Genomic DNA, 12,486 nt, shown 5'->3' with positions numbered 1-12,486 from the left:
ATGGTTCTTCCCGGTAATGGTTTTCCCCGGTATCGGCGGACGTTAACTGGCGATGCGATGTAACCCGTCTGATGACGCGATATGACCCAGATTGTGTTGGATTTGGGTGTTGATATCATCGAGTAACTGATAACGGCGTTGGTACTGGGCTCGCTTCTTGCTGGGTAATTCTTCCAGCGTTTTGCGCGTAATCGTCAGTGGCAGCTGGTACAACCCCTGCGCGTTTTTGCTCGCGTTTACAGAAAGCCAGAATTCGCTGTAACTGGAAAAGCGAACTTTATTTTTACGATAGCTGTAGCGCAGGTTCTGATACACATGATTTTCATCACCTACCGCCAGAATACGGTCGATGCCGGTGAGTGCCGCAACGGTCAGTAAGCACTCCAGCAACAGACGTTTGGGAAATAACCCGAAGCAGGCTTTCGACGCGTCTTTGGTCAGCTCACGCGTCAGTTCACTGCCTTTCCCCTGTAAACCGCCGATCATGATGGTGGGTTGGTTCTGGTCACGTATCACGGAAAACGTCAGCGATGCCAATACCACATCGTTGTAGCGAATACGCAGGGTGGCTTCCCCCTCTTTGTCATAACGCGACGTGCTGCAAATCAGCGAAACATTTTCGCCGTTCTTGCCGGAAAACCGTGCCAGACAGTAGTCATCCAGGCTAAGCAACGCCTGTTTCAGAAATGGGTTAGCCAGTTGTTCCACAAACGTATAATGGGCGCAAATAGCATCAGCGCGCTCAGCTGCACATAGCGTGGCGGACAGATACGGGCGATGGATTTTGGTTGGTAACATCGGCCGGATTCTTACCGCTTTCTGCATTGCGGGAATCTTAATAATATTATTCAGATAGCGCAGTGTAATCGACGGCATTAATAATGAGCGCAATAAGAATTTGGCTTTTATATCCGTTTTTCGCCAGATTTTTTCAGAGAGAAAATTGCCGTTTAGCAGATGAACAAATAATGACAGTGCAGATGTGTTTTCCATGAACATTCCCCGTGAAAGCGTGCTAAAAATAACCACAGGGGAGCGGATGCCCGATAACAATGCATTACCGTAATACTTGAGCTCAAGAACCCTGTCATGCTAACAGGCGATATCATCAACACTCGCACTGTATATGGCTGGGGATTATAGTGATGGTGAAAAAAATAAAAATCATAACCCCCTGGCTGTTGAGTATTGATTTAGCGAAAATAATAAATGCCAGCTTATTATGGTTCTGTTTGGGATTGATTTAAACTTTATATCCGAAAGTGCGTTACAATAAGAGATCGGTACAGAATAAATGCCATCTTAGCAATGGGATAATCGCTACAGCATATGGGTACCCCGCCCTGATTGGACGGGGTAATTAGGGGCCATCAGGCTCGCATTATTTCAGGTAGGCGTTGTACATCCAGATTTGTTTTTCCTGCTCCTGGATGTAATCGGTCATCAGCGACGCGGTGCCCTCATCACTGGCTTCTGCTGCCAGTGGCAGGATTTCCCGCTGTTGTTGCAACAGCACGGCGTAGCCAGCCAGCAACCCTTCCAGCGTTTTCTTGCCATCAGTAGCGTTGACGTCTTCTTTGATATCCGCCACTTTCAGATAGTCGCTATACGCATGCAACGGCTGTCCGCCCAGCGCCAGAATACGCTCTGCCAGTTCATCGATTTTCAGCAGCAGTTCGTTGTAGATTTCCTCAAACTTGGCATGAAGTTCGAAGAAGGCTGCGCCGGAAATATTCCAGTGATAGCCGCGTACATTCATGTAAAGAATCTGGTAGTTGGCCAGCAAGGTGTTCAGTTTGGCGGAAATTTTCTCAGACTGCTGTACATCAAGACCAATCGGACTTTTTTTCTTCTTACTGCCTGACATATAACGCTCTCCTTTGTGTCAATCGCGTATGCATTCGCTATGAACAGCCGTCCGGTATGTGCTCACTTACCGGGCAACGTGACAGCCTTCCCATCATAGACCAGAAGTCTTACCTACTCTACCCACTGGGCACAACGGGCTGACTCTCATTTGTAAACCTGGCTATCATTTGTAACCCTGACTGCCTATTTGTAAAACATGACGACCACAGGTAAAACCTGACAGTCATTTATAAAACGATTCTGTGGATAAACGTTTGCGGCGCATCACTATTTTTGTACTGCATCCCATGTTGATAACCGCAGGGAGCTATTGGGAGGAGGAGCGCACCGATGGGTTATCCATTCGTGGTATGAGTAAAAAAGCATATACCTTTGAACAGAATATGTTCTGACCACAAACTGGCTCCTCATCCCTCATGAGAGGGTAATGGCAAGTACATTGTTTTTTATCAATGCATTCATCATTTACCCATTGAGGGTTATAGGTTTATCTCCATATATTTTTCTTCCCCGACTGATTGTATTATTCGCGCCGGGATATTCATCCAGGGATTGTCGGAGTGTGGTATGGATACCCGAATGAGTTAGGGGCAATTAGAATGATATTTATCGGGTTTTAGAAAATGAGGGTAAATCCTTTTACGGTGTCATGGAGTCGAAATGGTAATCTTTTGTGTCATGGTCATTGGATCATTCGTTATCTGGAACGCGAAGTTGAATTGCCGGAGAAATATCGCGATCAGCATTTAGGAACGCTGGGGATTTATTCGGTGATTGACCCTGACGATGAGCTTTACCGGGATGGGTTGGATGAAGACGATTGGATACTGGAAAACGTTGACTGGCTGGCGGACTGTTTTGAACAGCATCAGGTACCGATTGAGGAAGACTATTTTCGCTTTTTCTATCAGGCAGTGAATCCGCATGACTGGCGCTGCACCAGTTGTGCCGGGTGCATGTAATACGTCATAACATCAATATATATCCGGGCCAGTAATCCGCGCTAACCGCTCCCGTGGGCCGGGAGCGGCTTGGATATTACCGGAAAGGCGGCTCGTTGAAGGTGCGCAGTTTGCGCGAATGCAGGTGTTCTGCCTCAGCGCGCAGCAGGTCTACCGCACGGATGCCAATCTGCAAATGCTCGGAAATCGCGCCTTCATAGAAGCGGTTTGCCTGTCCGGGCAGCTTAATCTCCCCGTGCAGTGGCTTATCTGACACGCACAGCAAGGTGCCGTATGGCACTCGGAAGCGATACCCTTGTGCGGCGATAGTCGCGCTTTCCATATCGACGGCGACTGCCCGGCTGAGGTTGAAACGCAACGCCGAGGCGGAGTAGCGCAACTCCCAGTTGCGGTCATCGGTGGTCACCACGGTACCGGTGCGCAGGCGCTGCTTCACTTCTTCGCCCGGCATGCCGCTAACCTGTTTGGTGGCATCGTACAACGCGCGCTGTACTTCGGCGATGCTGGGGATCGGGATATCCGGCGGCAGTACTGAATCCAGCACATGGTCATCGCGCAGGTAAGCGTGCGCCAGTACATAATCGCCGATGCTCTGACTTTCCCGCAGGCCGCCACAATGACCGATCATCAGCCAGGCGTGCGGTCGTAGTACCGCCAGATGGTCACAGATGGTTTTTGCATTCGATGGCCCAACGCCGATGTTCACCAGCGTAATACCCCGTCCTTCGCGTGAGATAAGGTGATAAGCGGGCATCTGGTGGTTTTTCCATGCCAGGTCGGATACCGCCTGCTGCGGGTTTTCCGTATCGGCGGTGATCAGCGCGCCACCTGCGCAGGCCAATGCCTGATACGGACTGGCGGGATCGGCAATGTGGTCGCAAGCCCAGCGTACGAACTCATCGACATATCGGGTGTAGTTGGTAAACAACACGAACGGCTGGAAGTGCTCAGCCCGGGTACCGGTATAGTGGCGCAGGCGAGCCAGCGAGAAATCAGTACGCAGTGCATCGAAATGCGACAGTGGGAAATGATCGAGTGTCTGTAACAAACCGTCGGCGGTTTCATCGCCGATCAGTGCCAGCGACGGGGTAGGGAAATGCTGCGCCAGTGCGACACTCATCGAACGGTCTAGCTTTAGGTTCGCGCCATCGATCACATACGGATAAGGGATCTCCTTGTCTGACGGCACCACGTCGATAGTCGCTGAATAATCGTTTTCCAAAATAGCCAGTTGTTCTGCCAGATAGTGGCGGAACAACTGTGGCCGTGTGACCGTGGTGCGGTAACTGCCGCCGTGGGTAAGGCGACCGTAGGCACGGGTCTTGCTGTGCTTTTGCGACAGCCCATCCCAACTGATACGCAGTTCCGGGTAAACAAACAGCCCATTGGCGCGAGCCTCGGCATCTGGCGGAGTACCGTGAGTAATAAAATCACCGATTGCGGTGCGCAGCGCTTTGACTGAGCGCTCATACAGCGCTTCCAGCTGGTCCAGCGCTTCGCTGGCGGACAAGCCAGCGCCTGGTGCATAACTCATCTTCGCTCCTTTCTTGTCATGCGATTAATGCGATGGCGGATGCCATGCCGTAGGCTCATTGTGGCACAGCGCACATCACGGCACGATGGGAGAAAAGTGAATTTGAAAAGTCGGGGCTGGCATTTTTGCAGGAAAGTTAAGTGTGATAAATGTCACGAAAAATGGCTGTGTTATCGTTCTGTTTTTAATCTGTTGCAGAATAAATACAAAATCTGCGCAATTTCTTGCTCACTTTCCAGCATAAATCCCTGTTTGCGCAATGGATGCCGTTTTTTCGGGAAGTCTGCGCAATTTTTTGCTCAAATTTGACTTAGGGAAAATGGCGATATTATTTTTCCCTTTAAAAACAATATAATAAAAGTTGGCATAGTCATTGCTTTATGAACGGTGAAGTCACATCTAATCGTTCAACAACAAGGAGCAAGACTATGCCAACCCCATGTTATATCAGCATCGAAGGTAAAACCCAGGGCAACATCACTGCCGGTGCCTTCACCTCCGACTCCGTCGGTAACATCTACGTGCAGGGCCACGAAGACGAGATGCTGGTGCAGGAATTCAAACACATCGTCACCGTCCCGACCGACCCGCAGTCCGGCCAGCCTGCCGGTCAGCGCGTGCACAAGCCGTTCAAGTTCACCGTCGCACTGAACAAAGCCGTACCGCTGCTGTATAACGCGCTGGCCTCCGGCGAAATGCTGCCGACCGTGACCCTGAAATGGTTCCGCACCTCTGTCGAAGGCAAGCAGGAGCACTTCTTCACCACCAAACTGACCGACGCCACCATCGTCGACATCAACAACCAGATGCCGCACTGCCAGGACCCGTCCAAGCAGGATTACACCCAGCTTATCGAAGTGTCGCTGGCGTACCGCAAAATCGACTGGGAACACACCGTGGCCGGGACTTCCGGCTCTGACGACTGGCGCGCGCCGATCGAAGCGTAATTGCCATCAACCCGGACTCCGGTCCGGGTTTTTCTGTTTTTGTCTGTGCTGAGCGATGGTGCCCCCATCGCTGAGTGCAGAAGTACTCATCGTGATAAATGCACTGACACACGGCACAGACCGGGTGTGCGGTAGCTATGGAGCCGGGGAAAGGAGGAAGCAGGGTGGCCAACAGTACAGGATTGCAGTTTACCGTGAAAATCGGCGCATTGGCGGACACCACCTTCGCGGTGGTGGGTTTTGAGCTGAGCGAGGCGCTGAACCAGCCGTTTGCGCTGTCGCTGAGCCTTGCCAGCAGTCAGGCGGATATCGACTTCGGCGCGGTGCTGGACCAGCCATGCGAACTGCTGGTGTGGTACGAAGGCGAATTGCAGCGCCGGGTCAGCGGTATCGTCAGCCGCTTTGCCCAGGGCGACACCGGTTTTCGCCGCACCCGCTACCAGGCTGAGGTGCGCCCGGCGCTGTGGCGGCTCGGTCTGCGCACCAACGCCCGCATCTTCCAGACCAAAAAACCGGATGAGATCATCACCGAACTGTTGCAGGAAGCCGGTATCAGCGACTTTGCCTTTGCCCTGCGCCACGAGCATGCGGCACGTGAGTACTGCGTGCAGTACCGCGAAAGCGACCTGGCGTTCATCAACCGGCTGGCCGCAGAAGAAGGGATGTTCTACTACCACGAGTTCGACGCTGGTAAGCACCGGGTGGTGTTTGCCGATGACGCCGGTGCGCTGACCAAAGGCCCGGAACTGTTCTTCAATCTCGCCACGCAGGGGCTGAGCGAAGGGGCGTATGTGCGCCGTTTCCGTTATGCCGAGGCGGTGAGCACCGCTGAGGTGGAACTGAAGGATTACAGCTTCAAAACCCCGGCGTATGGCCTGTCGCACAAGAAAACCAGCAACGAACTGGCGCACCAGCGTGAATCCTACCAGCACTTTGATTACCCCGGCCGCTTCAAACTGGACCCGAGCGGTAAGGCGTTTACCGGCTACCGGCTGGATGCGCTGCGTGCGGATGCGATAACCGGTGTGGGCGAGTCGAATGCCGCCGAACTGAGGCCGGGCAGCACCTTTACCCTGACCGAGCACCCGAACCCGGCGTTTAACCTGGCCTGGCAGGTGGTGGCGGTGACCCACAGTGGCCAGCAGCCGCAGGCGCTGGAAGAAGAGAGCGGTGGTGAGCCGACTACCATCAGCAACAGTTTCGAGGTGGTAAAAGCCACCACCACCTGGCGTGCGGCCATGCCGTACAAGCCGATGGTGGACGGCCCGCAGATTGCCATGGTTGTTGGCCCGGCGGGGGAAGAGATTTACTGTGATAAATTTGGCCGGGTGAAACTGCAATTCCCGTGGGACCGCTACGGTGCCAGCGACGACCAGAGCTCCTGCTGGGTGCGGGTCAGTCAGGGCTGGGCCGGTGGTCAGTACGGCCTGATTGCCATTCCGCGCATCGGCCATGAGGTGGTGGTGAGCTTCCTGGAAGGCGACCCGGACCAGCCGATTATCACCGGCCGTACCTTTCATGCGACTAACCCAACGCCGTATGTCTTACCGGAGCATAAAACCCGCACCACCTTGCGTACCGATACGCACAAAGGCAGCGGATTCAACGAACTGCGGTTTGAAGATGAAGCGACCCGGGAGCAAATCTATCTACACGCGCAAAAAGACATGGATGCGGTGATTAACAACATTCATCGCCAGAGTGTCGGGTTAGATCAGCATCTGAGCGTGGCGAATGACCAGTTCGAGCGGGTCGATCGTCATAGCCATCGCACCATCGGGCAGGATGACTTTGAGCAGATTGGTCAGGATCACCACCAGTCAATCGGGCGTCATTTCGTGCAACGCATCACCCAGTCGTTCAAGCGCTTTATTGGTGGCGGCGAGATTACCCGCATTGACGGCAGCCGCCAGACCACGTTGTCCGGTTCGGAAGAGACCTTAATCGGTGCACATCAGCGCGTGCTGGTGAATACCGACAGTTACCTCAAAGCGGCGGATATCGTGCTGGAAGCCGGACAATCGCTGACCATTAAAGCGCCTGGCGGGTTTATCAAGATTGACGGCGCGGGGGTCACCATTTCTGGCACGTTGGTGAAAATTAACGACGGTGGTTCCGCCGGGGCGGGTACGGCGCCAGTGTCCATCGAACCCGAGTCCCCCACCAGACCGACGCTACCCGATGCGCCGGACCGGCGTTAAGGAGTCATCATGCCAGGAGCTGCGCGTTTAGGAGACAGTTGTGCTGGTCACGGCTGTTTTCCCGCTACCCCGGTCATTGCGGGCAGTGGCGATGTGATTATCAATGGCAAACCGGCGGCGCGTAAAGGCGACGCGGTGTTACTGCACGCCTGCCCCTGCCCGAACATGCCGCACGGTGTGCACAGTCGGGCGATTTCCGCCGGTTCCGGCACGGTGATTATCAACGGTAAGCTGGCTGCCCGTATCGGTGATGCCATCGGTTGCGGCGGGTCAGTGGCGGCCGGAAGCGGGGATGTGATTATTGGCGACACACCTTACCAGTCGCCGGTGAAATCCTGTGCGGAACAGTCCGCAAAAAGTCGGGCCCCACTGTTGGCACTCACGCCGATGCTGCTGCCCGCCATGATGGAGTGGGCCGCGACTGCCGAACTACCGGTACTGGATGAAGCGCTGACCGTATTACAGCGTAAAGATCGCTATCTGGCGCGTGCCAGGCTGGCGCAACAGGCATCGGCTATGCCGGGCCTGAAAGACGCCGCCACCCGACTGGCGTTTAATAATGACAGCATCTTGCGTGCTGAAGCGGCGCAGTATGTTTACTCTGTAGATGAATTCCGCCGAGGTGCGAGGTCGGTATTACCTAAATCCCCCGTCGGATTGGATTTGATTAATCCAGATAGCGTGACAGGGCTAAAAGATGCGGTATTTATGGATAAAAATACCGGCTTTGGCGCAGCGCTGTTTAAATCCTCGATAAATGGCGAAACCATGCTGACATACCGGGGAACTAATAATGCTGTGACAGGAAAACAAGATTGGATGACCAATTTATCGCAAGGAATGGGGAAAGAAACTGCACAATACAAACAGGCAATGTATCTTGCTAAGCAGGTTAAAGAGACTCTACCCAAAGATACAATTATTGTTGGTCATTCTTTGGGGGGGGGATTAGGGTCTGCTGGTGTAGGTGCTAGTGGTTTGAAAGGGTATACCTTCAATGCCGCTGGACTTCATGAGAATACGGTTAGTCGATTTGGTGGATTGGCTATGGAAAAAATCAATTCACTAATAAAGACCCAGGCTGTAGATGGTGAAGTCCTGACTATGGCTCAGACGTATGGTAAAGCGGCGTTGCCGGGACTGTTGTCGGGTGCAGGGGCATTGATTGGAGGTGGTGTCGGTGCTGTTGTGGGTGGAATTGCTGGCGCTGCGACATTATTGAGTGGGGCCTTGCCTAAAGCGGCCGGGAATATGATGCCTTTGCCTGCATCGGGCGGCTCTCCGTTAGCACGCCATGGTATGGATCAGGTTATTGCGGGTATTGAGAGCCAGAAAAAGGATGATATTGGTAGTATTACTAAGGCACTTAAGGGGGCGTAATGCAATGGCTCAAATGGTTGGGGATACTGATTATTGGAATATTAACTGCCTGTCAGGCAGGAGGGCAGAATATGCAGGCCAGTGAGTTTTTTAAACCACCGATGGTGAATGTGTTATCCAGTATCCAGAAAGGTGATGAAGCCGCAGCCCGACAACAGCTGGCGCAGGGGGTAAACCTGAACGTATTGGGGGCTGAAGGGATTACCCCTCTATTGTGGCTGATGATGCAGCAGGACAAGGACGGTGCCAGACTGGCGTTAAAACTGGGGGCGGACCCTAATTTTCGAACGGGTACAGGCACGACGGCTGTCAATATGGCCGCTGGTGCGAAATCACCTGAATGGTTGAAAATGATGCTCGATGCCGGTGGTGATCCTAATTCCCTCGATCACAACAAGGTACCTGCCTTATTTAGTGCGATTAATGAAGAACGTTGGGCTGATATCAAATTATTGGTCGAGCGTGGTGCAGACGTGAATTTGACTGATGGTCAAAAAACGACGAGCGCACATTACGCTGCTTATATTAATCAATATGAAATCGCATATTGGCTAATAGAGCACGGCGCTAATATTAATACGTATTCTGCGACAGGTGCGAGTCTGGCATGGACGGTAGAAGACAGTTTATCGCTTATGGATCATCGGTCACCACATTATCCCTGGGCGCTGAAAGTGAAACAGTTATTACAACAACGTGGCATCAAATTCCCCCCTTTATCGCCAGAGGAAGTACGGGAACGCCGCGCTAAGGGAGAGTCCCTTTGAAGTGGTGGCACTGGCTGCTGGCTTGCCTGCCGCTGTTAACCGCCTGTCAGGCAGGGGGGCGCAGTATGCAGGTCAGTGAGTTGTTCCAGCCGCCGATGGCGACATTACTGCAAACTATCCGCAAAGGTGATGAAGCGGAAGCCCGGCATCAGCTTGCTCAGGGGCTGAATCTGAATATTCAGGGTAAGGAAGGTATTACACCTTTACTTTGGTTAGTCATGCAAAAGGATAAATCTGCTACACAATTAGCATTAAAACTAGGCGCAGATCCTAATTTCCTCGCAGGTAATGGAAATAGTGCTGTTAATATGGTTGCTGGTGCGAAATCGCCTGAATGGTTGAAGATGATGTTAGATGCTGGTGGTGATCCTAATTCTATGGATTTCAATAAATCACCTGTGTTATTCAGTGCAATCAATGAATCACGATGGGATGACATTAAACTTCTTGTTGAGCGAGGTGCTGATCTTAATTTAGAAGATGCACAAAAGCGGAATGGTGCTCTATATGCAGCGTATATTAACGAGTATGAAACGGTATATTGGCTTATTGAGCATGGTGCGAAAGTCGATACTTATTCTGCAACAGGTGGAAGCCTGGCATGGCGAGTTCATGACAGTCTATCGATAGTTGCTAATAACTCTCCAAATTATTCATGGTTGCTAAAGGTAAAACAGCAATTACAACAACGTGGCATCAAATTCCCTCCTTTATCGCCAGAGGAAGTACGGGAACGCCGCGCTAAAGGTGAATCGCTGTAAATAAAGCATTTCGGGTTGTCTCGTATTCTATTTCATAGCGTTGTAACGCGGTACGGCCAATTTTTTCTACGGTTCTTTCTCATTTTTCCTGACCCAATAGCGTTATTTAAAACTGAATAACGCTATTGGGCGTGCTTGTTAACTCTATTCATTATCCCAGTGAACATCATGCCAATAACGGGCTATACCCTGTTTGAACTCAGTCAGCATTGCGCGCAGCCACTCTATGCCATTGTCGACCCGATGCATTATCCGGCGTTGCCGGATTTCTGGCGCGCTTTTCAGCCACGGGCGGCGCAGATATGGCATCCCTTGCGTTTTGATGGTGCCGGTGACGACTGGCAGAACTGGGCACCCATGGTGGTGCTGGTGGAAGAAGGCGAGCCGGGAGAAACCCTGTTGCACTGGCTGGCGGACACACAACCAGCGCGCCATCAGGGGGTGATGCTGATGCATAGCGATCAACCCCTGAGTCGTGTGGTTGATTTCTGGCAACAACGCCTGCGGTGCCGTTATCCAGATGGAACGCTGGCGCTGCTGCGTAGCTATGCGGCGGATGTGCTTCAACTCTGGTGGCAAACGCTGAATCACGACGAACAGGCGGCGTTTATGGGGCTGCTGACCCGCCTCTATCTACCGCTGAAAGAGGATGAACCAGACGCACCTTGCCGCTATCACGTGCTAACGAAACCGGATGAGGTGCCGTTGAAGCCGACATCGCTGCCTGATGATTACCTGATCACCCTGAATCGCTACCAATTCTATCTGTTATCCAACGACAACCGCTTACACCGGCTGGCAAATGAACTGTTTCTGCATGTCAGTGCGCTCTACTGGGCCGAACTGGATGTTGAGGTGGTAAAACGCCGCTTTCTCAGCGGTATTGCGCTGGCACAAGCGTGGTACCCACAAGCCTCGGAAGCGGAATGTGAAGCCTGGTCGGCTCACCGCTGGGTGATTGGCAGCGAGTTTTATCACCACCCGATTTTTATACACCTGCTTGAGCGTTATTCACTGGGCGACAGCATTCGGATTTTCAAATCCGACTCCGCCAGGGTGGACGATGTTCGCCTTCATTATCACCGGCCCGGCTGGATGCGGGACGAATTACCGGATACGACGGAGGTTATGCCGTGAGTCTGTCTCACTCTTTTTTGACGCTGCAACCGGAAACCGAAGCCGACTGGCTGGCGCGGCTCAACGCCGGAGGATGTTTTGTGATTGCTGAGGCGGCACTCAACGACGCCGTGCCCTGGCTGGCGGAGCGATGGGGGGGAAGCCTGGAACAGACCCGGTTGTATTGGGGGGAGGCCGGGCGGGTACACGCGTCGGTCTCGCCTTATTGCATTCCGGTTCACGCCACCAACTGGGCGCAGGTGCGCGAACACGTACTAACGCAGGAAGGATGGGGCATCGGCGTGCAACTGGCGTGGTTTATGCAGGCTTACTCGCCGCTCGATCAACTGCGGGAACTGGTAAAACACCTGCGCCAATGGAGCCTGGTTGCTACGCAGGAAGGCGAGAGCGCGATTCTGCGCGTCAGTGACTGGCAGGTGGTTCAGCCGTTGTTGTTCGCCAGTACGGTGGAGGAAGCCACCGCGCTGTACGGGCCGATCGCCACATTTTGCGCGCTAGCGCCAGACGGCAGCCTGCAAACTCTGAGCCTGACGGAACGCGTCGCACACCATCTGCCGGAGACCCTGCCGCGCCCGCTCAGTGAGGCGCAGTGGCAGGCGCTGCTGGCTCCCTCGCTGCGTAATACGCTGGAAGGCTACATGGCGCACCTGCGAGCGCATCATGCGCGCTGGCACGACAGCGACGACGACAGCTTGCTGGATTTTACCCACCAGCAAACCGAACAAGCCCGTATTCAGGGGTTCAACAACGACCGCGATATCGTGCGTTATCTGGCGCTGGCCACCGAACTGACGCCAGACTTCATTCAGCAGCCGTGGGCACAAACCATTTTGTCGCAGCCGGAGTATATCGGCGCGCAAAACCGGATGGATCGCCTGTACCAGGCGGCAATTGACCAACTGGACGACGCATAATCTAACAGGACGTT

At 53.2% G+C, this 12,486-nt stretch carries 11 protein-coding genes; 8 read left to right on the top strand and 3 right to left on the bottom strand.

From position 1 onward, the window contains the following. Positions 1 to 42: 42 nt before the first annotated feature. Together LF929_RS13920 and LF929_RS13915 are read right to left on the bottom strand one after the other, a co-directional pair. On the bottom strand, positions 43 to 993 hold the full coding sequence (locus LF929_RS13920; protein WP_226093485.1) for a VirK/YbjX family protein: 951 nt from the start codon (positions 991 to 993) through the stop codon (positions 43 to 45). A gap of 388 nt (positions 994 to 1,381) precedes the next feature. Next, positions 1,382 to 1,867, bottom strand: a complete 486-nt coding sequence (locus tag LF929_RS13915) for a Dps family protein (protein WP_016941869.1) — start codon at positions 1,865 to 1,867, stop codon at positions 1,382 to 1,384. Between the two features lie 625 nt (positions 1,868 to 2,492). On the opposite strand from LF929_RS13915, the gene LF929_RS13910 reads away from it, so the two are divergent. Next, positions 2,493 to 2,831, top strand: coding sequence for a hypothetical protein (locus LF929_RS13910; RefSeq protein ID WP_038903837.1), 339 nt, complete (start codon positions 2,493 to 2,495; stop codon positions 2,829 to 2,831). 76 nt (positions 2,832 to 2,907) lie between these two features. Here LF929_RS13910 and LF929_RS13905 read toward each other — a convergent pair whose 3' ends face one another. Further along, positions 2,908 to 4,365, bottom strand: coding sequence for an AMP nucleosidase (locus LF929_RS13905; protein ID WP_038903838.1), 1,458 nt, complete (start codon positions 4,363 to 4,365; stop codon positions 2,908 to 2,910). A gap of 428 nt (positions 4,366 to 4,793) precedes the next feature. Here LF929_RS13905 and LF929_RS13900 point away from each other — a divergent pair, with 428 nt between their 5' ends. The 7 genes from LF929_RS13900 to LF929_RS13870 all read left to right on the top strand — a co-directional run bounded on the left by LF929_RS13900 (position 4,794) and on the right by LF929_RS13870 (position 12,472). Continuing rightward, complete coding sequence (locus LF929_RS13900) at positions 4,794 to 5,312, top strand: Hcp family type VI secretion system effector (RefSeq protein WP_016940996.1); 519 nt, start codon at positions 4,794 to 4,796, stop codon at positions 5,310 to 5,312. 164 nt (positions 5,313 to 5,476) lie between these two features. After that, complete coding sequence (locus LF929_RS13895) at positions 5,477 to 7,513, top strand: type VI secretion system tip protein VgrG (RefSeq protein ID WP_368678946.1); 2,037 nt, start codon at positions 5,477 to 5,479, stop codon at positions 7,511 to 7,513. A gap of 9 nt (positions 7,514 to 7,522) precedes the next feature. Continuing rightward, the gene (locus tag LF929_RS13890) at positions 7,523 to 8,893 is read left to right on the top strand and encodes a PAAR domain-containing protein (RefSeq protein WP_016941864.1); all 1,371 of its coding nucleotides are present in this window, start codon (positions 7,523 to 7,525) and stop codon (positions 8,891 to 8,893) included. Continuing rightward, positions 8,893 to 9,660, top strand: a complete 768-nt coding sequence (locus LF929_RS13885; RefSeq protein ID WP_038907443.1) for an ankyrin repeat domain-containing protein — start codon at positions 8,893 to 8,895, stop codon at positions 9,658 to 9,660. The genes LF929_RS13890 and LF929_RS13885 overlap by 1 nt, the downstream gene beginning before the upstream one ends. Further along, a complete protein-coding gene (locus LF929_RS13880) occupies positions 9,657 to 10,421 on the top strand; it encodes an ankyrin repeat domain-containing protein (RefSeq protein ID WP_226093481.1) in 765 nt (254 codons plus the stop codon). The genes LF929_RS13885 and LF929_RS13880 overlap by 4 nt, the downstream gene beginning before the upstream one ends. 168 nt (positions 10,422 to 10,589) lie before the next feature. After that, a complete protein-coding gene (locus tag LF929_RS13875; protein ID WP_226093480.1) occupies positions 10,590 to 11,558 on the top strand; it encodes a DUF4123 domain-containing protein in 969 nt (322 codons plus the stop codon). Then, complete coding sequence (locus LF929_RS13870; protein ID WP_226093479.1) at positions 11,555 to 12,472, top strand: DUF4123 domain-containing protein; 918 nt, start codon at positions 11,555 to 11,557, stop codon at positions 12,470 to 12,472. Before LF929_RS13875 ends, LF929_RS13870 begins: the two co-directional genes overlap by 4 nt. Positions 12,473 to 12,486: the final 14 nt, after the last annotated feature.

The organism is Dickeya oryzae (assembly GCF_020406815.2).
Classification (GTDB): Bacteria; Pseudomonadota; Gammaproteobacteria; order Enterobacterales; family Enterobacteriaceae; genus Dickeya; species Dickeya oryzae.
Note: the sequence above shows the minus strand (reverse complement) of the source record. Positions and strands in the feature narration are given on the sequence as shown.

What these genes read in the sequence shown, in the direction of transcription:
- LF929_RS13885 (WP_038907443.1), top strand. Translation starts at nt 8,893, where the DNA reads ATGCAATGGCTCAAATGGTTGGGGATACTGATTATTGGAATATTAACT.
- LF929_RS13890 (WP_016941864.1), top strand. Translation starts at nt 7,523, where the DNA reads ATGCCAGGAGCTGCGCGTTTAGGAGACAGTTGTGCTGGTCACGGCTGT.
- LF929_RS13905 (WP_038903838.1), bottom strand. Translation starts at nt 4,365, where the DNA reads ATGAGTTATGCACCAGGCGCTGGCTTGTCCGCCAGCGAAGCGCTGGAC.
- LF929_RS13920 (WP_226093485.1), bottom strand. Translation starts at nt 993, where the DNA reads ATGGAAAACACATCTGCACTGTCATTATTTGTTCATCTGCTAAACGGC.
- LF929_RS13875 (WP_226093480.1), top strand. Translation starts at nt 10,590, where the DNA reads ATGCCAATAACGGGCTATACCCTGTTTGAACTCAGTCAGCATTGCGCG.
- LF929_RS13910 (WP_038903837.1), top strand. Translation starts at nt 2,493, where the DNA reads ATGAGGGTAAATCCTTTTACGGTGTCATGGAGTCGAAATGGTAATCTT.
- LF929_RS13915 (WP_016941869.1), bottom strand. Translation starts at nt 1,867, where the DNA reads ATGTCAGGCAGTAAGAAGAAAAAAAGTCCGATTGGTCTTGATGTACAG.
- LF929_RS13900 (WP_016940996.1), top strand. Translation starts at nt 4,794, where the DNA reads ATGCCAACCCCATGTTATATCAGCATCGAAGGTAAAACCCAGGGCAAC.